This window comes from Lentibacillus songyuanensis (assembly GCF_039548255.1).
Classification (GTDB): Bacteria; Bacillota; Bacilli; order Bacillales; family Amphibacillaceae; genus Lentibacillus_C; species Lentibacillus_C songyuanensis.
This window is the reverse complement of sequence record NZ_JBCLVH010000038.1, coordinates 1-22239: the sequence shown is the minus strand read 5'-3', so window position 1 is coordinate 22239 and position 22239 is coordinate 1. Positions and strand designations below refer to the sequence as shown.

23 protein-coding genes are annotated in these 22239 nt (G+C 34.5%); 12 read left to right on the top strand and 11 right to left on the bottom strand.

The genetic code is table 11. From position 1 onward, the window contains the following. The first annotated feature begins 631 nt into the window (after nt 1-631). Nucleotides 632-826 carry a DUF7695 domain-containing protein gene (locus WMZ97_RS21135; protein WP_343274068.1) on the top strand — a complete coding sequence of 65 codons (195 nt, stop codon included), beginning with the start codon at nt 632-634 and terminating at the stop codon, nt 824-826. Nucleotides 827-976: 150 nt separating this feature from the next. Here WMZ97_RS21135 and WMZ97_RS21130 read toward each other — a convergent pair whose 3' ends face one another. Further along, nucleotides 977-1612 carry a YdhK family protein gene (locus tag WMZ97_RS21130; protein ID WP_343274067.1) on the bottom strand — a complete coding sequence of 212 codons (636 nt, stop codon included), beginning with the start codon at nt 1610-1612 and terminating at the stop codon, nt 977-979. Nucleotides 1613-2021: 409 nt separating this feature from the next. On the opposite strand from WMZ97_RS21130, the gene WMZ97_RS21125 reads away from it, so the two are divergent. Both WMZ97_RS21125 and WMZ97_RS21120 read left to right on the top strand, forming a co-directional pair. Beyond that, nucleotides 2022-3536 (top strand): multicopper oxidase family protein, encoded by a 1515-nt coding sequence (locus WMZ97_RS21125; RefSeq protein ID WP_343274066.1) that lies wholly within the window; start codon nt 2022-2024, stop codon nt 3534-3536. A gap of 282 nt (nt 3537-3818) precedes the next feature. Next, nucleotides 3819-4208, top strand: coding sequence for a hypothetical protein (locus tag WMZ97_RS21120; protein ID WP_040037995.1), 390 nt, complete (start codon nt 3819-3821; stop codon nt 4206-4208). A 144-nt stretch (nt 4209-4352) separates the two neighbouring features. On the opposite strand, the gene copZ is transcribed toward WMZ97_RS21120, so the two are convergent. From copZ to WMZ97_RS21100, 4 genes are all read right to left on the bottom strand, one after another. Continuing rightward, complete coding sequence (copZ, locus tag WMZ97_RS21115) at nt 4353-4559, bottom strand: copper chaperone CopZ (protein WP_147666856.1); 207 nt, start codon at nt 4557-4559, stop codon at nt 4353-4355. 36 nt (nt 4560-4595) lie between these two features. Then, nucleotides 4596-6980: a heavy metal translocating P-type ATPase gene (locus WMZ97_RS21110; protein WP_343274065.1), complete on the bottom strand. Its 2385-nt coding sequence runs from the start codon at nt 6978-6980 to the stop codon at nt 4596-4598. 13 nt (nt 6981-6993) lie between these two features. After that, entirely contained in the window at nt 6994-7299 is a 306-nt protein-coding gene (locus tag WMZ97_RS21105) for a metal-sensing transcriptional repressor (RefSeq protein WP_343274064.1), read from the bottom strand. Between the two features lie 161 nt (nt 7300-7460). Then, nucleotides 7461-8069 carry a nitrite reductase gene (locus tag WMZ97_RS21100; protein ID WP_343274063.1) on the bottom strand — a complete coding sequence of 203 codons (609 nt, stop codon included), beginning with the start codon at nt 8067-8069 and terminating at the stop codon, nt 7461-7463. A gap of 292 nt (nt 8070-8361) precedes the next feature. On the opposite strand from WMZ97_RS21100, the gene WMZ97_RS21095 reads away from it, so the two are divergent. From WMZ97_RS21095 to WMZ97_RS21060, 8 genes are all read left to right on the top strand, one after another. Then, a complete protein-coding gene (locus WMZ97_RS21095; RefSeq protein ID WP_343274062.1) occupies nt 8362-9087 on the top strand; it encodes a cytochrome c biogenesis CcdA family protein in 726 nt (241 codons plus the stop codon). Between the two features lie 12 nt (nt 9088-9099). Beyond that, the gene (locus WMZ97_RS21090) at nt 9100-10488 is read left to right on the top strand and encodes a sensor histidine kinase (RefSeq protein ID WP_343274061.1); all 1389 of its coding nucleotides are present in this window, start codon (nt 9100-9102) and stop codon (nt 10486-10488) included. After that, nucleotides 10481-11161 carry a response regulator transcription factor gene (locus WMZ97_RS21085; protein ID WP_040037825.1) on the top strand — a complete coding sequence of 227 codons (681 nt, stop codon included), beginning with the start codon at nt 10481-10483 and terminating at the stop codon, nt 11159-11161. The genes WMZ97_RS21090 and WMZ97_RS21085 overlap by 8 nt, the downstream gene beginning before the upstream one ends. 189 nt (nt 11162-11350) lie before the next feature. Continuing rightward, nucleotides 11351-13501, top strand: coding sequence for a copper-translocating P-type ATPase (locus tag WMZ97_RS21080; RefSeq protein ID WP_343274060.1), 2151 nt, complete (start codon nt 11351-11353; stop codon nt 13499-13501). 196 nt (nt 13502-13697) lie between these two features. Beyond that, nucleotides 13698-14273 carry a thiol-disulfide oxidoreductase ResA gene (gene resA, locus WMZ97_RS21075; protein WP_343274059.1) on the top strand — a complete coding sequence of 192 codons (576 nt, stop codon included), beginning with the start codon at nt 13698-13700 and terminating at the stop codon, nt 14271-14273. A 33-nt stretch (nt 14274-14306) separates the two neighbouring features. After that, nucleotides 14307-15011 carry a cytochrome c biogenesis CcdA family protein gene (locus WMZ97_RS21070; protein WP_121131874.1) on the top strand — a complete coding sequence of 235 codons (705 nt, stop codon included), beginning with the start codon at nt 14307-14309 and terminating at the stop codon, nt 15009-15011. 163 nt (nt 15012-15174) lie between these two features. Then, nucleotides 15175-15702 (top strand): CueP family metal-binding protein, encoded by a 528-nt coding sequence (locus WMZ97_RS21065; RefSeq protein WP_343274058.1) that lies wholly within the window; start codon nt 15175-15177, stop codon nt 15700-15702. Between the two features lie 328 nt (nt 15703-16030). Continuing rightward, nucleotides 16031-16360, top strand: a complete 330-nt coding sequence (locus WMZ97_RS21060; protein ID WP_062351103.1) for a four-helix bundle copper-binding protein — start codon at nt 16031-16033, stop codon at nt 16358-16360. A 69-nt stretch (nt 16361-16429) separates the two neighbouring features. Here WMZ97_RS21060 and WMZ97_RS21055 read toward each other — a convergent pair whose 3' ends face one another. The 6 genes from WMZ97_RS21055 to WMZ97_RS21030 all read right to left on the bottom strand — a co-directional run bounded on the left by WMZ97_RS21055 (nt 16430) and on the right by WMZ97_RS21030 (nt 21463). Continuing rightward, on the bottom strand, nt 16430-16954 hold the full coding sequence (locus WMZ97_RS21055; protein ID WP_153834521.1) for a spore coat protein: 525 nt from the start codon (nt 16952-16954) through the stop codon (nt 16430-16432). Between the two features lie 61 nt (nt 16955-17015). Next, nucleotides 17016-17576 (bottom strand): hypothetical protein, encoded by a 561-nt coding sequence (locus tag WMZ97_RS21050; protein ID WP_121131880.1) that lies wholly within the window; start codon nt 17574-17576, stop codon nt 17016-17018. Nucleotides 17577-17859: 283 nt separating this feature from the next. Beyond that, nucleotides 17860-18831 (bottom strand): multicopper oxidase family protein, encoded by a 972-nt coding sequence (locus WMZ97_RS21045; protein WP_343274057.1) that lies wholly within the window; start codon nt 18829-18831, stop codon nt 17860-17862. Then, nucleotides 18777-19331: a multicopper oxidase domain-containing protein gene (locus WMZ97_RS21040; protein WP_343274056.1), complete on the bottom strand. Its 555-nt coding sequence runs from the start codon at nt 19329-19331 to the stop codon at nt 18777-18779. The genes WMZ97_RS21045 and WMZ97_RS21040 overlap by 55 nt, the downstream gene beginning before the upstream one ends. 55 nt (nt 19332-19386) lie before the next feature. Next, nucleotides 19387-20772 carry a sensor histidine kinase gene (locus WMZ97_RS21035; protein WP_121131882.1) on the bottom strand — a complete coding sequence of 462 codons (1386 nt, stop codon included), beginning with the start codon at nt 20770-20772 and terminating at the stop codon, nt 19387-19389. After that, entirely contained in the window at nt 20747-21463 is a 717-nt protein-coding gene (locus tag WMZ97_RS21030; RefSeq protein WP_343274055.1) for a response regulator transcription factor, read from the bottom strand. The genes WMZ97_RS21035 and WMZ97_RS21030 overlap by 26 nt, the downstream gene beginning before the upstream one ends. 132 nt (nt 21464-21595) lie before the next feature. On the opposite strand from WMZ97_RS21030, the gene WMZ97_RS21025 reads away from it, so the two are divergent. After that, nucleotides 21596-21835: a hypothetical protein gene (locus WMZ97_RS21025; RefSeq protein ID WP_062351078.1), complete on the top strand. Its 240-nt coding sequence runs from the start codon at nt 21596-21598 to the stop codon at nt 21833-21835. Nucleotides 21836-22239 lie beyond the last annotated feature (404 nt).

Below are 22239 nucleotides of genomic sequence, written 5' to 3'. Positions count from 1 at the left end.
TACTCCCACGGGCAAATAATATATAAAGCCCACCTTAACTTATAAAAATTTGTGTCTTGACAATGGGGTCCACTTTATATTTGACTTACCATACCTGATATATTTCGCAAATAGCATAGAGGAATATAAAGAAATAATTAATAAGGTAATCAAACATTTCGATGGTATATTAAAACTATTAAACAAGAATAGCGATGATCGAAACGTAAGAAAGGTCAAAAATATATTGATACTACTATTAGATGATTTAAGAAATGAGGGAGGCAAAATAAATGAATTGAGTTGGTTGTTTAAAATCAATGGGAATGAAATTCATAAAGAAAATAAAGATGATAATGAACTACTTCTTCCACTCGAAGAAGAATTCAAAGATAATTTACCCCTCTAATTAATATTAAACTATATTGGCTGTCTAAACAGAACTTAACGGCTCTTTGGGCAGCCTATTTTTATGATAATAACGATTAATTACCTACCCTTAATGACTTCTTGGCTGTTCTAAAACATAGCGCATTGAAATCCAGTTACATTGATTCTGCATCACTATTTTTCAGTCAATCTATTGTCATTTAATAACTACATAAATTATAATCATATAGAATTCTAAAAGATTATAAAAGGAGACAGTAAAATGAATAAAAAGATAAAAAGAAATAGAATTCGTTGTAAATGCTGTGGAGATATTATTGAATCAAGACAAATATATGATTTTCAACAATGTTCATGCAAAACGGTAGCGATTGACGGTGGACTAGAGTATGCCAAAAGAATTTTTCCTAGTAATCCGGCTGAAAAATTTTATGATGAATTAGTAGAATATGAATGATTCGGTATATACTTGACGAACTTAGACTGTTTCACTAGCGAGTATAATTATTGCTGTTCTAATCTGGATAATCGGTAATACATCCCTCTTATAATTCAACTACTACAAAAAGAACCTACCCGATTTGCGGATAGATCCCTAATTTAAAACTTATTCTACTGGTGACAATTCACTTTCCGTTACCCATTTGTGGTTTTTTACCTCTTCTCCAGAATCAGTGGCTACAAAATCAACCATATATACGGTTGTTTCTTCCGCTGAATCGATTACTGCAGTTGCACCGTTCATACCCTCCATGTGATCTGCATTAAGAGTTACTTCAGTTCCCGGTTCAAAAGATTCATCTCCTGCTTCTTCAATCTCTTCATGAATAACCCATTTATGATTTTCTACTGGCTCTCCACCAGTCGTTGGTGTGTAGGAAACAGTATATACCGTCGTATCGTATGCACCAACAATCGTCGCCTCAGCACCATCCATACCCGGCATATGATCGGATTCGATAATTGCTTGGCTTCCAACCTCATAAGTTGGGTTATCCGCTTCTTGTAAGCCTTCGGGAACTTCGCCAGTACTAGAATGGTTCATACCAGAATGATCCATGCCTTCCATATCTTCATTGGTATCAGATTCTTCCATATCCATTTCATCATTATTGGATTCCACATTTTCTTCCGTATTAGATTCGGTTTCTGTGTTTTCACCTTCATTTGCACCTGCACATGCAGATAAGATAAGTACTGTGAATATAGTAATTATCCCTATTACGATTTTTCTACTTTGCATTTAAATAATCCCTCCTAATAAAATAAAGCTTGCTTATATTCTAACCAGTAAATTTGCAGATTATATGCAGACTTTGCAAAGTATGAATTACAATATTTCTAAAATAAAACTTCATCCCTTTTCCAAGTGGATTACAAAAGGTTATGAAAAATACAGTGTCATTTAATATTAATGACATTTCAGTAGAATAATCCATTTTATACTCAACATCTAAATTAAATAGTGATTAGTTTTTACTCCAATTATGCATTATTTCTCGATATTTGTTCGGTATGATAATTGCGATAGATTGAATGGTAAGGGAAGGAGGAAAATGTATTAAAGGTAGTTTTCTCACTCGTATTGATTACAACTAAATAACACATCTGAAGTCTAAATGCAAAGAACGAACGAATAAAGGAGCGACCAAATGAAAAAAATTATATTGGCAGGTGCAGGCTTGTTGCTAATATTGACGGGTTGCACAAACGTCACAACAGAACAACAATCTGGAGAACAAACTATGGAATCTGAAGAAATGCAACATGAAGAAAATATGGATATGAACCACGGGGACATGGAAGGTATGGAAGAACACATGGACCATGATAATATCCCCCCTCTTCAAGCCTCCAAAGGAACTCAGGAGTTAGTAATACCACCCCTGCTAGAAAAACAGAAGGACTCAGACTTCGATTATGAGGTGGTCGCACAAGAAGGCACGACGCAATTCTTTGATGGCTCTCTAACCAAAACTTACGGATATAATGGGAATTTGTTGGGTCCGACTTTACAGTTGAAAGAGGGGGAAACCGTTAAAGTGAAGGTCCGCAATGAATTAAACGAACCAACAACCTTTCACTGGCACGGTCTTGAAGTACCGGGAACTGAGGATGGTGGTCCGAGTGATGTAATTCAGCCGGGCGAAAGTAAAATCGTCACCTTAAAAGCCGATCAGCCGGCAGCGACATTGTGGTATCATCCACATCCACATAAATCGACTGCTGAACAAGTTTTCAAAGGGCTTGCAGGAATGCTCTATGTGGAGGAAACGGATGAAGAAGCCCCTGCTTTACCACATACTTATGGTGAAGATGATATCCCTCTCATTTTTCAGGATCGTCTCTTTGACGAAAACCAGCAACTGGATTATGAGAATCTGATGAACAGCGACGGAACAATCGGAGATGTATCGCTCGTTAATGGTACGCTTAATCCGAAACTGACTGTGACAAAACCGCTGATGCGTTTTCGAATCCTAAACGGTGCGAACGCCCGAAATTACACGTTCCGTTTAAGCAATGGAGCCACATTTACTCAGATTGCTTCAGATGGCGGGTTATTGCATGAGCCGGTTGAAATGGATGAGATTACGCTGTCCCCATCGGAGCGCGCTGAAATCCTAATTGATTTTTCAGCGATGGATTCCGATGAGCCAATTGCCATTACTGATGAAGAAGGTAATGCTCTGTTGCCTTTTTATTTGGACATTGATGGTGGAACGGAAGAAATGGAATCTATGTCTTGGACTGACGATACTACCTTCCTTTCAAAAGAAGAAAAATCCTTACCGGTCACCAAGGAGATCGAACTGTTTGGAATGATGGATAAGGTCACCATCAACGGCAAGAAATTTGATCCTGATCGGATTGACTTGCGTCAAGAGAAAGGAGTCTCGGAAGTTTGGGAAGTTTATAACAAGCCAGACGAAATGGGGGGAATGATACATCCATTCCATATTCATGGTACTCAGTTCAAAATCATATCGCGTGATGGAAGGGAACCATCTCCGAATGAACAAGGGCTGAAAGATAGTGTTCTTATTGAACCGGGCGAACGAGTAAGACTCCTCGTCACCTTTCCGGAAGAGGGAATCTATATGTACCATTGCCATATTCTAGAGCATGAGGATAACGGTATGATGGGGCAAGTAGAAGTATACTAATTTTACGGAATAAACATTAAGAAGGGCTGTACCGATTGTTTTGGATTACGTACAGCCCCTTTTTATTTTGCTGACAATTCATCCTAAAACGTTGGTTAATGCCAAGAGATTTTAGGTATCCTTGAAATAATCTACTGTTACCTTCGAAAAGTTCCACTAAAAATATTTATATAACAATTTTAATTAACAGTTTATAATATTTTCATATGATATAGTAAAAGTAAATTGGTACTTAAATCACTTTTTTAGTTCAGAGAAAAAGTGAAGTCGAGGTGAGATATTTTGTGTTTTTCCTATAGTTTTATTGAACAACAAACTCATGAAATGTCCAAAAAGATATGGGAAAGCTCCTTATACAAATTAATTAGGGTTGACTTTGCAGGTGGCAACTGTTTTGAAGTCCAAAGTAGATTAAATGATTGGGTAAGTCTTGAAACGGAAATGGGGAACAAGTCCGCTTTAATTACAAAAGTTATTTTGGAGGACTTAGAAGGAAAGCATTATTCTATTGAACCGAATGACAATGGGGTAAGATTTGCAAAAGGAGAAATCACTTATAAAGAGTATAAAATTCTTCAAAAGAAAGGGAATGCTCTTTGGATTACAATTTTTATTGTTGGGATTTTAGTATTTTTTACGCTGATGTCAGTGTTGGTAAAGTTTGTTCTTTAATACTATCTAATTTCTAAGGGTTGACATATTGGTTCCCTTAGTGAAAGTAACATCATTTGTCCAAATATGAAACCACCCTCATACCTTATGAAATGTATATTAAAAGGCTGGTCTTCTCTGCGAAAACCAGCCTTTTTCGTATATTTAGGCAACATCATAGCCTTGTTCTTCAATTGCTTCTTTCATGGCATCAACATTTACCTTTGATTCATCAAAAGTAACATCTACTTTTCCAGCTTCCAAATTAACCTCAGCTGCTGACACGCCATCTAATTTTTTCAATGCACCTTCAACTGACATTTTGCAATGACCACAAGACATGCCTTGTACGTCTAATGTTTTCTTTTCCATTATATTTTCACCTCCTTTAAATAAATTTAATATATTTTATAACTTCACTCTTTTTAGACGAAGTGAGTTAGTAACAACACTTACTGAACTTAACGCCATTGCTGCACCAGCAATCCACGGTGCAAGTAATCCAATTGCTGCAACTGGTATTCCGGCTGTATTATATCCGAATGCCCAGAAAAGGTTTTGACGGATATTTCGAATCGTTGCATGACTGATTTTAATTGCCTTCGGTATTAGCAATAGCTCACCACCAAGAATCGTAACATCAGCAGCCTCAATTGCTACTTCTGTACCAGTTCCAATGGCAATCCCAATATCCGCTGTAACAAGTGCAGGTGCATCATTAACACCATCCCCAACCATTGCAACTTTCTTACCTTGTTCTTGGATTGCTTTTACTTTAGCTGCTTTTTCTTCAGGTAATACTTCAGCGATTACCTGATCAATTCCAACTTGTTTTGCTATTGCTTTGGCTGTTCTTTCATTATCACCTGTTAACATAAACACTTCTATTCCTAAATCTTTCAATTGCTTAATAGCTTCTGGAGCCGTTTCTTTTATAGTATCTGCAACAGCAACTGTTCCCCGGTACTCACCGTCAATGGCAATCAACATCGCTGTTTTACCATCAGTTTCATAATTAACTAATTTTTCTTCATAACCCGCTGTATTAATTTGATGATCATTCATTAACTTTCTATTACCAACAAGAATGTTTTTTCCAGAAATTTTTGCTTCAATACCGTGACCCGGTACCGCCTCGAAATGTTCTACTCCCAAAAAGTCGATATTATTCTCTGTAGCGTATGCCACAATTGCTTCTGCAAGTGGATGTTCAGACCCTTTTTCTGCACTAGCCAATAATTGTAATGTCTCTTCATCACCTGAAAAATCAGTTACTTCTGGTTTTCCTTTTGTGATTGTACCCGTCTTATCAAGTACGATTGCTTCTAACTCATGTGTTCCCTCTAGGTGTTCCCCACCTTTAAATAAGATTCCACTTTCTGCAGCTTTTCCTGTTCCAACCATAATGGATGTTGGTGTTGCAAGTCCCAAAGCACATGGACAGGCAATAACAAGTACAGCAATTGCTGCAACTAAAGCAGGTTCTAACTGACCCGGCTCGACTAAAGTTATCCATATAATAAAAGTAAGGATAGCAATACCGACCACTATTGGAACGAAATAACCTGAAATAACATCCGCTAATCGTTGAATTGGCGCCTTTGATCCTTGAGCTTCCTCCACGACCTTGACAATAGATGCAAGGGCCGTATCTTTTCCTACTTTTGTTGCTTCCATTTCAATGGAGCCATTTTTATTAATAGTAGATCCAATTAATTTTGCTCCTGAATCCTTTTCAATTGGAATTGATTCTCCTGTAAGCATAGATTCATCTACCGAAGTTCTACCTTTTACAACCATACCATCTACCGGTATCTTTTCTCCCGGTTTGACAATTAAGCGATCTCCAACGACAACTTCTTCTACAGGAATCATTAATTCTTTACCATATCTAATTACACGAGCTTCTTTTGCTTGTAAATTAAGCAATTTGGATAAAGCATTTGTTGTTTGACTTTTCGCTCTCGTTTCTAAATATTTACCAAACAAAATTAACGTAATCAAAACAGCACTCGTTTCAAAGTATAAATGTGGCATATATTCTGGATTGCCAATAGTCTTAAATGCTTCGTATAAACTATAGAAATAAGCCGCACTTGTACCTAAAGCAACAAGTACATCCATGTTTGCCCCACCATTACGTAGGTTCTTATATGCACCTTCATAAAATTGCCATCCAATGATGAATTGAACTGGTGTCGCCAAAACAAATTGGAACCACGGGTTCATGAAGATATCTGGTATACTCATCCCAAATAAATGGACAAGCATTGTTAATAATAATGGTGCAGATAGTAAGACTGAAATAATTAATTTCGTTTTCATATTTTTTAGTTGTTTTTCTTTATAAGTTTGTTTTTCTTTCGCTTCTGCCTTTGGTTTAGCATCATAGCCAACATTTTTGATTTTATCAATCAATGATTTTACATCAACTAACCCCGGATTATATTCAATCGTTGCACTTTCTGTCGTTAGATTAACAGTTGCATGTTTTACTCCATCTTGTTTGTTCAATACTTTTTCAATACGGGTAGAGCAAGCTGCACAAGTCATTCCAAAGACATCAAGGTCTGTTTTCTCCGTTAGAACACCATAACCAACATTCTCTATTTTTTTCGATATGTCTTCAATAGAGGTTTTCTCTGGATCATAATCTATCGATGCCTTTTCTGTTGTTAAATTAACTTGAGCCTTGACCCCATCCATTTTATTCAAAACCTTTTCAACACGATTAGAACAGGCTCCACAGGTCATCCCTGTTACACCAAGTGTTGTATGATTTGTTTCACTCATAATAATTCCCTCCTTACTTGGAAAATTGCTTCATGACAGTCATTAATTCCTCAATAGTTTCCTTTCCTTCACCTTGTTTAATAGCATCGCTAACACAATGGTTGATGTGTCTTTCTGTGATAGAAAATCCTACATTTTTTAGTGCAGATTGAATGGCACTAATTTGGACTAAAATATCTACACAATATCGATCATCTTCAACCATTTTCTGTATTCCACGAACTTGACCCTCAATTCGTTTCAAACGATTAATCGTTTTCTGTATTTCATCTTTCGTTCTTGGTTTACTTGGGTGATCATGTAAGAATTTCTCTTCCAAATGAATCACTTCCTTTTCTTTTATATAATTACTATACCCCCGTACAGTATATTTGTCAATGGAGAAACTTCATTTTTGACAACATCTTTTAATATTTTACTCTTTTGGATGTTAGATGTTTACATACTCACAAATGGTAAATTGTTATCCAAGGTCTATTATTAGCTTATTAATTGTTCTTTACCTATCCGTTTTAAAAATTTATGGAATGTCTCCCGTTTTTTTCCCTTTTCAGCATATACAGCAATGATTTTTTCCACTGTATTGTATAATTCTTCTGGTGTTAAATTTTCCCTCAGTAAAGAACCAACCTCAGCATCTTTTCCTTTCGCTTTACCACCAACATATAAATTATAATGATCTTTATACTTCATTACACCTATATCACTTAACATTGGTTCACCACAACCAATGATACAACCTGTATAAGCAACTTTTAGGGTAAATGGTACAGGTTTTCCTGCTACACGGCGATTTATTTCTTTTGCCACTGGCATCCCTTCCCTTTCTTCCCCTTTACAAAAATTACAGGTTCTCAAGCTCTTTACGTAATTTCCAACTGGATAACATTTTAAACCAACACTTTCAAATTCTTTAATTACTTCGTCTTTATCATCTTCTAGAATCTCTATATAGAGTTGTTGAAAGGTGGTTAACTCCAGTTCATCTTCCTCATCCATGTATTTTGAGATTGTCATAAGTTGTTTGGAATTGAGTTTAGCACCAAACCCTATGCCCCCATTAACAGCAATTTTTATTTTATTATCCATATTCTTATCTCCCCTATTTTCAATATTTGTAACAATGGATAAAATATATCTATATACAAATTAAACAGGTTTTTATGAAAACATCCTCTCACCAAATAATACTATACCCCCCCAATGTATGTAAAGTAAAAAATGGACAAAATTTTGTCCTAAACAATATTTTGAGATTCTTTATCTTCATTATTGTTATTACCTTAGATTAATTTTTGCTGAATTCTGCACAAAAAATGGACATATTTTTTATATGTTATTTAGTGGAGAAAACTATTAAAGTCAAAGCGAGTGAATTGATATGTTCGAACTTTTTAATGAAATAGGCATTATGCTAAATGGGCCACTTCAAAAAATTGCATATGGATATGAACACATACCGCTGTTATTTGCATTTTTTCTTGGGTTAATTGGCGCTGTTGCTCCTTGTCAGCTAACAGGCAATATCAGTGCAATGACTATTTATGGGAACAGATCATTAGTCGAAAAAGTTCCTTGGTTACACATATTTCTATTTGTTTTAGGTAAAATAGTTGTTTTTTCAATAATTGGTTTAGTAATCTGGTTACTTGGAAAGGAAATACACAGTACTTTAACACAAATGTTCCCAATTCTAAGAAAAGCAATTGGGCCATTACTTATACTGGTTGGTTTATTTATGATAGGTTTATTTAGCTGGAGAAAAACAGGAAAAATGTTTAAAATACCCACTAAATTTAAAGATAGTTATCTAGGAAGCTTTTTAATGGGTGCGAGTTTTACGTTAGCATTTTGCCCTACTATGTTTGTATTATTTATACTAACCTTAATGCCAGTTGTATTAGAAACATCATATGGATTTGTATTACCTTCCGTATTTGGAATTGGAACCTCACTTCCACTTTTATTAATTATTTTTCTTATTTGGTATTTTGGGGCAAGTGGCATTATATTAAAGAGAAGCAGAAAAATAGGGTCACTTGTACAAAAACTTGCAGGAGTTATCATTCTTGTTATAGGTATTCTGGATACTTTAACTTACTGGTAAAAGAGGTCAATTATGTTTAATAAATTATCCTTAAAAATTGGACTATTATTCTTTGTGTTCATGTTAATTATCGAGGTTTTTGTTTATTTTATTCTATATACAAATATAGCAAATGAACGTATTGATGAAGTGATGGATAGTTTATTAGCTCGCGCCAATACACATAGTGCTGTCTTGGAAAATAATTTTGATTCATCAACGTTGGAGCATGTTGCTATCATGGAGTCAGAATCGGAATTTGCTGTTATTATTACCGATGCCAATGGTAACATCATCATTAATTCCGATCCTGTTGAAAAGGAAATGTTTGAAGTAATTGATCATACGGATTACAAGGATATACCCAGTGTAGGAAAAGTAGTAGAACAACGTTGGTCGGAAAAACAATATATAGCGGTTGATAGCCCCATTACTATTGATGAGGAACATCAAGGGCATGTCTTTATGTTTGCTAATACCAATATTGTAAAAAATATGGTTAATCATTTGAGTGATCAATTTGTCATAGTTGGACTAATCACCATTGTTCTAACCATCTTTACCGTTTTTATTCTTTCTCGTTTTATTACGTTACCATTAATGAAAATGAAAGAAGCCACAGAACAACTAAGCAAGGGGAATAATAAGGTGCAATTACATATGGAACGAAAAGATGAACTAGGTGAATTAGCCGGTTCTATCATGAGGTTATCTAGTGATCTAGAACGATTAAAAAATGACAGAAATGAATTTTTGGCAAGTATCTCTCACGAACTTAGAACGCCATTAACCTACATAAAAGGGTATGCGGATATCATCAGTAAACAAGACATAACGGACGAAGAAAGAAAAGAATATCTGGATATCATACGGGAAGAAACGGAGCATTTGACAGTTCTGGTTAAGAATTTATTTGACCTAGCTAAAATGGATGAAAATAAGTTTGTAATTAATCGAAAAAGTGTTAGTTTAAGACAACTAATCCAAACGATTGAAGACCGAATTGCTCCAGTAATGGAAGAAAAAAATATTACACTTTCTACTTCATGCCAAGTAAATATCATAGATAATATTGATCCCGATAGGATCCAACAGGTTTTATTAAATATACTGGATAATGCCAGAAAGCATACACCCGAAGGAAAGTCTATATCATTAGAGGTAACCCAGAATGATATAGAAATTACTATAACTATTTCGGATGAAGGGGAAGGAATCCCAAAAGCGGAATTACCTTATCTATTTGAACGGTTATACCGTGTAGAAAAATCGCGTTCCAGAGAAAGTGGTGGAACGGGATTAGGATTAGCTATTGCAAAAGAAATTATAGAATCTCACGGAGGTACGATTGAAATCGAAAGTGAACTTGGTAAGGGTACAAGGGTTATTGTTCATTTAACAAGAGGTGAATATAATGATTAAAGCTTTATTAGTAGATGATGAAAAACGAATGTTAGATTTATTAGCATTATATTTGAGACCACATAGTTTTATATGTAAAAAAGCTATTAGTGCTAAAGAAGCATTATCTTTTTTAAAAGAAGAAACTTTTGACATAGTACTTATAGATATTATGATGCCTGAAATGAACGGCTGGGAATTATGCCAAGAGATTAGAAAAGATTCGGACATCCCTATCATTATGGTATCTGCTCGTGAACAGAAAGAGGATATTATAAAAGGGTTAAAATTAGGTGCAGATGATTATGTGACGAAACCCTTTGACGAAGATGAGCTATTAGCAAGAATAGAAGCGGTATTACGTAGAATGAAACCTGCGAGGAAGATTGAAGTACATGGTCTCTTATGGAATGAAGATGAGTTTGAGTTATCATATAAAAATAATACATTAAAGTTAACGCCAAAGGAATTTACCATGCTAGGTTATTTTATGAGAAAACCAAACCAAGTGTTTACTAGAGAACAATTAATTGAATTAATTTGGGGATACGATTCACACACAGAAGGAAGAACAGTTGATTCCCATGTACGGAACATGCGAGATAAAATTCGTCAATCTGGATTTCCCATAGATGATTACTTGATAACTGTTTGGGGTATTGGATATAAATGGGTAAACAAGCCTTCATTATAGGTAAAAAAAGGTCTTTAATACATTTATAAAAGAAGACCTTTTGTTTTGACACAAATCTTTTACATAAAATCTAAGCCTTATTAATACTATACAGGGGTATAGTATGATATATTATGGATAGAAAGATGAATAATACAGAAAATAATAGGAAATTCATCTAAATATCCATACCAAAGAGGAGGAGTAATAATGAATAACAAAGGAAATGAAGAGAATCAACACAACCACAATAAGCATAGAGAACATGATAATCATAATCATAATCAACATGAAGAACAAAAACATCACAGTCGTCAACATCATAATCATGAACATGAAGATATGCATGGTCATCACAAACATGGACATGAAGAACACAAAAATCACGACCACAGTCATGGACATAGTGGACACGGCGGACATCACGAACATATGGTAGAAGATTTTAAGAAACGTTTTTGGATATCCCTAGTTTTATCAATTCCTATTTTATACTTATCTCCAATGATTCAAATGCTGATTGGATATGAAGTAAATTTCACAGGTGATATCCTCTTACTTTTCTTGCTTTCCACGATTGTCTTTCTCTATGGTGGAAAACCATTTTTACTTGGAGCATGGGATGAGTTAAAAGAGAAATCTCCTGCAATGATGATGTTAATTTCTTTAGCTATCATTGCCGCTTATGTATATAGCACACTGACAGCATTCTTTATCGAAGGCAGTGATTTCTTCTTTGAACTAGCTACTCTTATTGTAATTATGTTGTTAGGACATTGGATAGAAATGAAATCCCTAATGGGTGCTTCAAAGGCATTGGAAGAGCTAATCAAGTTAATGCCAAAAGAAGCCCATAAACTAGACAAATCTGGAAATATTGTTGAGGTAACAGTCGAAGATTTACAACCGGGTGACCAAATTTTAGTTAAATCGGGTGAAAAGATTCCAATTGATGGTGATATTTACGAAGGAGAATCTACCGTCGATGAGTCTATGCTTACAGGGGAATCTGTCCCTGTTGAAAAAAGCCCCGGAATGGAAGCGATAGGTGGTTCCGTCAATGGTGATGGTGTATTAAAAATTAAGGTAAGCAAAACAGGAAATGACACCTACCTATCTCAAGTTATTAAATTGGTAAGCGATGCAGAAAAATCAAAATCAAAGGCCCAAGGCTTTGCGGATATTGCTGCTAAGTGGTTATTCTATGTTGCTCTTGTAGTAGGGATTATAACCTTTGCAGTTTGGTGGACTAACGGGGATTTAGATTTTGCTTTGGAACGAATGGTTACTGTTTTAATTATTGCTTGTCCACATGCACTTGGTTTGGCAACACCACTAGTAACATCTAGATCTACTTCCATTGCAGCTAAAAACGGCTTGTTAATTCGAAATAGAGTAGCATTTGAAAGTGCATTTAAATTGGACCGCGTGGTGTTTGACAAAACAGGAACACTTACGGAAGGTAATTTTGGTGTTACAGATATCCATCCAAGTGAGGGAATTAGTGAAGAAGAATTATTGAAATTAGCTTATTCTGTTGAAACACAGTCAGACCATCCAATTGCTAAAGGAATTGTGAAAGAAGGAAATGATCGTAATTTAAAACCCCTTGATGTTAAGGATTATCAGAATTTAACTGGGAAAGGGTTAGTAGCTAAAATCGGTGATGCAGAAATTGCTGTTATTAGTCCCGGTGCTATGAAAGCAAATAAAATCTCTTTTGATGAAAAAATTTATGATCAACTGGCTTTACAAGGGAAAACAGTCGTATTTGTCCTTAAAGATAATGTCTTACAAGGAATGATAGCCCTAGCTGATATCATCCGTGAATCTTCTTATAAAGTTATTAAAGAATTAAATGACCGTGGCATAGAGACGGTTATGATGACTGGTGACAACACACGTGTAGCAAATTATGTAGGAGAAAAATTAGGTATTTCCAAAGTCATCGCTGAAGTACTTCCCCATGAGAAATCAAATAATGTGAAGTATTTAAAACAAAATGGAAAAAAAGTGGCGATGATTGGAGATGGAATTAATGATGCCCCCGCCTTAGCGGAAGCTGATTTGGGAATTGCTATTGGTGCAGGTACAGACGTTGCGATTGAAACAGCTGATGTCATACTAGTTAACAGTAATCCAGTAGACATTTTAAATATCATTAAATTGTCTAAGGCAAGTCGCAGGAAAATGGTTCAAAATTTAGGATGGGCTGCTGGGTATAACATTGTTGCTATTCCTTTAGCTGCAGGTGTATTGTACAATGTTGGGTTTGTCATAACCCCTGCCGTCGGAGCCGCAGTTATGTCACTCAGTACCATTATTTGTGCAATAAACGCTCAATTATTAAAAATCGATTAATAGAAACAAATAGTTTATGTTTGGCTAAGCATGTATTGTATTGCTTAGCCTTTTATTTTTCTGTAGGTAAATTTCTGTTCATAAATAGTACAAAGAATCTGCTTAATTTCTGCAAACTTGTAACGTAATCTAACAGAGAGTGTCTTTAGATAATACCACCGTTATACTATATTTCTATAAGGAGTGATACATACTTATGAGTTTGGAGGAAACGAAAAAGAAGAAGAAAAATAAAAGGAAAAACAGATTAATTTTTAGAACTTCTATATTAATTGTAATGGTTGGAGCTATTATATTTGCATTAGTGTCCAATATACAAGCGGATAAAACCATTTATCAGGTCGGAGATGAAGCACCTGACTTTGAATTAAAGCAAATTAATAAAAATAATGAATTAGAATCTATACGACTAAGTGATTTTAAAGGGCAAGGAATTATGCTGAACTTTTGGGGTACTTGGTGTAAACCGTGTGAGGATGAAATGCCTTACATGCAAGCACTTTATCCCGAATATAAAGAAAAAGGAATTGAAATTATTGCAGTTAGTTTAGATAATACGGAACTTGTTGTTGATCGTTTTATTGATAAATATGATCTAACCTTTCCAATTCCCCATGATAAAACAGGAGAGGTAAGGGATTTATACAAAATAGGACCTATTCCAAGTTCCATATTCATTAATCCGGATGGGGAAATTCAGAGGATTGTAAATGGGGCCTTATCCTTAGAAAGTTTGGAGAATTACTTTAAAGAAATATTACCAAAACAATAGACTACGATTTTCTAATAAAGGGGGATAAAATTTTTGAATGAAATAAATATATTTCTAGCTTTTGGTGCTGGTTTCCTTTCTTTTATTTCACCGTGTGTATTACCACTATATCCGGCATTTTTATCTTATATTACCGGAATGAGCGTAAGTGAGATAAATGAAGAAAATAAAAAAATGAATAAAAAAGCTCTTTTACATACCGTTCTATTTTTACTAGGGTTCTCAAGCATTTTTATTATGATTGGTTTTACCACCTCTTATATATCTGAATTCCTATTAACCTACCAAGATGCCATTAGACAAATTGGTGCTATTTTAATTATTTTCTTTGGACTAGTGATTGTTGGAATTTTTAATTTTAAATTTCTAATGAAGAATAAAAAAATCACATTCAAAAATCGTCCCGGCGGTTATGTTGGTTCTTTCATCATAGGAATGGCATTCTCTTTGGGATGGACTCCTTGTACCGGTCCGATACTAGCTATTGTGTTATCATTAGCCGCAACAAATCCTGATGTTGGTATGATTATGATGATTAGTTATGTTTTAGGCTTTTCGATTCCATTTCTAATATTGGCATTGTTTATTGGTAAAATTAAATGGATTAAAAAACATAGCCTAAAATTAATTAAAATTGGTGGATACATTATGATTTTCATGGGAGTAGCACTATTCTTTGATTGGTTGACGAAATTAACTTCCTTCTTAGCTGGATGGTTTGGTTTTTATGGATTTTAAAATATATTTTCCATAATTTATCTATTACATCTGCACGAATAATGCATATTTGAGCATTATAATTTGTCTTGTAGATTTTGTTACAATGTAGAATATCGTTTGTTTTACATGGTAGTATATATTAAGATTTAACAAATTAGATGAAAGAGGAGTCGAACAATATATGAAAAAAGGATTATTGGCAGTAATTGGATTATTACTTATTTTAATAGTTGCTGCTTGTAGTGAAAGCGAAAGTACATCAAATGAAAAAGAACCACAAGATATCAAGAAAATGGTCCAAGACTACAGTGCCTTAGATTCCGATGATGTCTCTGCTTCTATTACTTCAGAAGAGCTTATTGTAACTGATAGTAATGATAAAGAGACTACCTACGATCTTCCCGAAGATGAATTTTTTGTTTCCATCGCACCATTTGTTGAGACAACCCACCCTTGTACCAATCATAGCTTAACTGGTTGCCAAGGAGAATTAGTAGAAAAAGAATTTGATGTTTATATTGAAGATGAAGAAGGTAATGTAGTTGTGGATGAAACGATTGTCTCATTAAAGAATGGATTTATTGATTTTTGGTTACCACGTGACAAATCATATAACGTGAAGATTCAATATGATGGAAAAACAGCTGAATCTGAGATTTCCACTTTTGAAGGTGACAATACTTGTATAACAACAATGCAATTAATCTAGTATTATTACCTTTTGATATCTTTAATATAAAATATAAAAAATAAAGAACAACGAGAAAAAATTATATGGTTTTATAATATTTCCTTTAGAATTGAGTGTTTTAAGATAATACTCGATTCTTTTTTTGCTTAATTTTACTATTTAAGATTTTTCTTTGACCCCTCTTTATCCTTATTTTATTGACTGTATATGAACTGACAAATAGATTAATACCTGATAATCAAATACGGAAATTCAGACTATGATGAAGCAGCCTTGTTGGATAAAAAATTATATCAAGGGGATAGTAAAATTTGTACTTAATCTTGAAGCAAAGGAGGATTTTTAGATGGCCGTGTCTTATGAAGAATGTATTAAAGCTTGTTTAGAATGTATGGAAGCTTGTAATGGGTGTTATGATGCTTGTTTAAAAGAAGAGAATGTAAAAATGATGGCGGATTGTATCCGCTATAATAGGGAATGTGCAGACATATGCGCATTAGCAGCAAAAGCAATGCAATCGGATAGCCCTTTTGCTAAGCAAATTTGTAAGCTTTGTGCTGACATTTGTGAAGCATGTGGAAAAATGTGTGAACAACATAACCATGCTAATCATTGTAAGGAATGTGCTGAATCTTGTTTTAAATGTGCAGAGATTTGCCGAACAATGGCATCTTAAATATAAAAACGGTGAACTTGTGTCACCGTTTTTATTAGTTTGTAGTTATGATTAAAACTTTTTCTGTATTTAATTATTTAACAAGTGTTGAAAATGTTGATAGGTTTTTACCTGTTCCTGAGTATCTGCATGGGGAACAAATGACCAACCCATACGATTGATAAAATCAGAATATCTTTTTTGAATTTCTAACTGTTGCAAAGCCATTTCCACATGAGCATTTCTAACATTTCTATTTTTCATTAATAAAGCAGAAGTATAATTTTCATTTGACATCAATTTAGCACCAGCATGTGCTTCTAATGCAATCCATTTATCGTTGTATTTATTAACCCCCGTACCATCTGCTCTTTTATTGCTTACATCATACATATTTAAATCCGGAACTTCAACATACTCATTATTATCAGGATTAATTAAAAATAACATTACCCTAACATGCGACATCATGACATTTATCTGGAGAGCAATAATACTTTTCAAATCTGGATTTGTAGTATTAATATGATAGACTTTTAACTTATTTATCATTCCTTCGTGTGTAGACAAATGTTCGGCCATTAAGCCAAGGTCTACAGATGGTAAAGTTGACATATAACTCACCTTTCATTAAATAAATTCCCTTTAATATATGCTGTTTAATGAAAATCTGTTATTAATGCCCACTCTTATCTAGAAAGTGAAAATCAAGTGGACCAATGTAATTCAATACCAAAAATAATACTACAATGGTAAAAATCATTAAGAATGGATATTTAAAAAAGGAAAGAATTTGATGGTTGGCTTGTTTACGAATTGATTCTTCAGCTGCATATAAAACAAGTAACAAAACCATTGTTATCAACACAGCTATAATATTAATGATTGCATTCGGCCTAGTCATTGCTACCATATCTCCTAGCATGGCTCCCATCATCCCCCCCATTAGTCCGGAGAGTATGCCATCAATGACAGCAGGAAGACCTATAGGTAGTCCTGCTAAAAAACCAACAACCAATCCAATCATTATAGCGTAAATGGTTGATTTAAATAAATCACCATGAAAGATGACCCCTAAAATAGTTCCCATTAGAATTCCTGCCGACATCCCTAATGACATGGATATCATCATTCCATTCATTTTTGTTACCCAATTTCGGTAATATGCTACATAAATAATGGTTGTTGTAACTTGGGTGGCACACAACAAAAGTATAAAAAATAATGAAATTGACATTATTTCAACCCCAATCTTAGTTTGTCCACTTTTATTGTATTCACTGTTAACCCGCATTATGATATACCCATATAGGGTTTATTTTTATATTTACTGATAACAGTACAAGAGAGTTATCGTAAAAATAATCGAAACCTCCGTTCCTTCATCTAAGCTACTATCTATTTGAATTTCCGCTTTACCAAAAAATACGGTGAATTATGTCACCGTATTTTTTAATTATAATGAGTATATTTCGAAATGCTCATATAGATAATTAATATAATATTTAAGCTTCCACTTTTTATTCCACTTTAAATTGTCCCATCATTCCTGCATCTTCATGTTCAAGTATATGACAATGATACATAAATACACCAGAATGATTAAATGTAGCAATAGCCCTAACTTTTTCTCCCGGATACACAATAAACGTATCCTTCCATCCAGTTTCATTAAGTGGCGGTGGATTTCCATCACGATCAATTATTTGAAATTGGACACCATGCGCATGGAAGGGATGAACAGTCCCTCCCATCATTCCCATTCCACTCTCATTGGAAACTTCCCATATTTCTGTTTCATGTATATCCACAAATTCGTCGATTCGATTCATATCCATTTGTTTTCCATTAATGTTGACCATAGGCCCCATTCCTTGAAAAACAAATTCTCTAGTTCTTACTGCTTCATCAGGATCAATCTTCTCAATGGTAGTTAATTGTTCTGGAATGGCATAGTTGGATTCACTTTCACCGTTTACAACAAACTTCATAAACTCTGACCCTTTATTCGATAATTGAATTGTATCTCCATCCTTAAAATTTGAAAAATCAACTAGGATTTCTGCCCTCTCGGCTGGACCCAGAATAAGCTCGTCCATTTCTATTGGATTTTCAAGAAAACCACCGTCACTTGCAATTTGATAAAAGGTTTGGTTATTACTAAAATGGAGTTCATACACACTTGCATTCGATCCATTTAATAACCGTAGCCTCATCATGCCTTTTGGAACTTCCAAATAAGGATCTACAGCCCCGTTGACTAGCATTGTACCTCCTTGTAATCCGTTCATCACATCATGCATTCCTAGTTCATATTGAAAACTTCCATTTTCATTAAATTGTTTGTCCTGAATGATAAGTGGAACATCATTCACCCCATAGTCTTTTGGAATACCCAGAGAGTCAGAAACTTCATCTTCAATGAAAAATAATCCCGCTAATCCCTTATATACTTGCCTCCCGGTTTTTTTTCTGGGTGAGGATGATACCACAGCGTAGCTGCAGGCTGATCTATCGTAAATTCCGGTGTCCAAGACTCGCCCGGTTGAATTCCTGAATGTGGTCCTCCATCTGCGTCTCCATCCACTTCTAGGCCGTGCCAATGAATTGTCGTAATTTCATCTTCTAAATTATTTTCTACCTGTACGGACACGTCTTCCCCATTTCGGACCCTAATGACAGGGCCTAAATAATTTCCGTTATACCCCATTGTTTCTGTTTCCACTCCTGAAATAAATTCCTTTGTTGCATTTTGGGCAGTTATATGGAATTCAGCTTTATCTGGATCTGGATTTTTATCCTCTAACAATGGTGGGATGGGTAGAGATGAATTTCCAACTATATCCGTTTTATTAAAGGAATTCCCATTATCTGATTCATTGATTGGATGTATTGGAAATCCCGATATACCCGAACCTTGTATAAAAAAAAGGTAATACCCTCCGAAAATAATTACTAATCCAGCCAAACTAATACCTAAATATTTCTTCATACTTTTTCCTCCTCGTGAGTGAAGATGTTACCCAGCCATCCAGATTCTTATCTATTCATAAAGTTTCATGCCTTGGGAAGAAAACTGTAATTTCCGTTCCTTCCTTCCATTTACTATCGATTTGAATTTTTCCACGGTGTGCATCCATTAATGCCTTGACTATAGACAATCCAATACCTATTCCACCTGTCTTTCTGTCTCTTGATTTGTCCCCTCGGTAAAATCGTTCAAATAGATAGGGGAGATCATCCTCTTTAATCCCAATCCCTTCATCTTGAACACAAAATCCAACATAACCATTAGAATCCACTATCTTAACATATACGCTATTCCCTTCAGGGGTATACTGAAGGGCATTATTTATTATATTTGCTAACACTTGTAAAACACGATCCTGATCCGCATGTAACCAATATTCTTTAGTTGGCTTTTGAATATTTAATGAAACGCCTTTTTTCTGAAAGGCTGGGGTAAATTGCCCCTCTACTAAACGTAATAAATATCCTACATCTATATTGCTTTTGTTTAGTTTTATTTGTGGATTTTCAGCGGCAAGTAACTCTTCTAATTCACCGACTAGACGTACTAAACGCATCAATTCATCATGACTTTGCTGCAACCTTTTTGGCGTTGGTTCAAATACCCCATCTTGAAAAGCTTCCATTTGACTTCTTAATGTCGCAAGTGGGGTTCGTATTTCATGAGCAAAATCAGCAGTAAACTGTTTACGAAGTATCTCTTCCTTTGATAACGATTCAGCAAGTCGATTAAACGATTCACCAAGTGGCTTCATTTCATCTGACAATTCCTTAACTGGTACACGAGTTCGCCATTTATGGTCTTGTAATTCTTGAATAGCTTTTGATAACTTTCGATACCCAGTTGTTAGGCGTTTCGAAAACAATAGGCTAAACACGAACGCTAAAACAACTGTAACAATAATAGCAAGATAAATATTCGATTTAATTGTATTTAAAAAAGCAATGTCTTCCCCTATCATTTCCTCTGGATAATAAACTTCCATATTGCCTACATATCTTTCATCAAATGTTAAATCATAAGTATTTTTTCGGTATTCCGTCTTCATATCGATGTCCGAATCAGAATGCATTCCCATCCTATTCATCATTCCGAGCATCATCGTTGTATCTGCTATTACCTGTCCTTCTTCATCAGTAATTCTATAAAATAAATTGTCTGTCATAGCTTGTTGATGCATTAAATTTATTAATTGGTTATCAATAAGTTTCCCTGTTTCTTTATAAGAATTAATTGCTTCATCTTCTATTAGCTTACTTCTTTCCTCTCTATTAATTTTTAAATATTCGTTAAATTGATCTTCAAATCCCCATAGTATAGAAAAACTAGTAAGAAAAATACCAAAAAGTGACACAACTAATAGGTAAAAAAGGATTTTAGAACGAAGTGTCAGTCGACGCATCAGACGCTCCTCCAAACTTATATCCCATCCCAAAAACAGTTAAAATAAATTCTGGGTGGCGAGAATCTGTTTCAATCTTTTTCCGAAGGTTTTTTATATGTGTATCAACACTTCGTTCATATCCTTCAAAATAAGATCCATCATCCTGAATTTTTTCCAGTAAATCCAAACGACTGTAAACTCGTCCGGGGTAGCTTGCCATAGCTATTAATAGCTTATATTCGATAGGAGTTAGTGGTATGATTTGGTTATTCAATGTCATCTCCTTTTTTAAGAGATCCACTGTTAGCTTTCCTTCATTGAACGATAAATGGTTTCCACTATTTACTCTTCTTAACCTACGTAAAATAGCCTTTGCCCTTATTACGACTTCTCTTGGACTAAAAGGTTTTGTAACATAGTCATCTGCCCCAATAACGATTCCATTAATTAAATCGTCTTCTGTCGATTTTGCTGTTAACATAATGATAGGAACATCACTTTCTTTTCTCGTTAATCTACATACCTCTTCACCTGAAATATCTGGCAACATAAGATCTAAAATAATAATATCTGGATTATTTTCTTTTATTTTTTTTAATGCTTCTATTCCATTAGAGGCTGGAATGGTTTCCCATCCCTCTTTTTCAAAGTATGCTTCTAACACTTCGAGAATCATATCTTCATCGTCAACAATAAGAATTTTAGTCATGTTAAACCACCTCTTTCATATAGTATCATCAATTAAAATGAAAATGATAATCTTCACAACTTCCACATAAGTTCACCACAAATTCTACATTTATAAGAGGTATGATTTAGTTAAGAAAAGGAGATGTTATAAATGAAAAAATTAGTAATAGGTATATTAACTGGAGCCGTCCTATTAGGAAGTGCAACTTTTGTCGCAGCTGAATCAAATGGTAATGGATTTTTCAACTTTGAAGAAATGAAACCTTATATTGAAGAAATGCATCCTAATTTATCACCAGAACAGCAAGAAGAAATGTTTAACAACTGTCACGGTGAAAATGGTATGATGCAAAACAATACCGGATTCCGTGATATGATGAATAATATCTAGTTTAGAGAGGTGATCCCATATGATGGGGATGATGGGCATGATGGGTTACGGTTTACTAGGATGGATCCTTAACCTTCTAGCTATCGGTATCGTTGTATATTATGCCACCAAATTAGCATTAAAAAATTATCATAAGGATTAATCTAATCGTAATCTCTTTATAAAGGAGCGACTGTGAGATCATTCCTTTTTAATCATGATAATCGAAGTTACTGTTTAACCCGTTTAACATAAACATTAACTCAGCATAAAATGATAGTATTTTGCAAATCAAAGAACCTTCAATATACAACCAATGTATAACTAGTTGTATATTGAAGGTCAATTTATAATGGACCCATAAATCTAGACACGAAATAAGGAGATGTTAAAGTAGATTTATGGGGAAAAGAAAACAATATTCA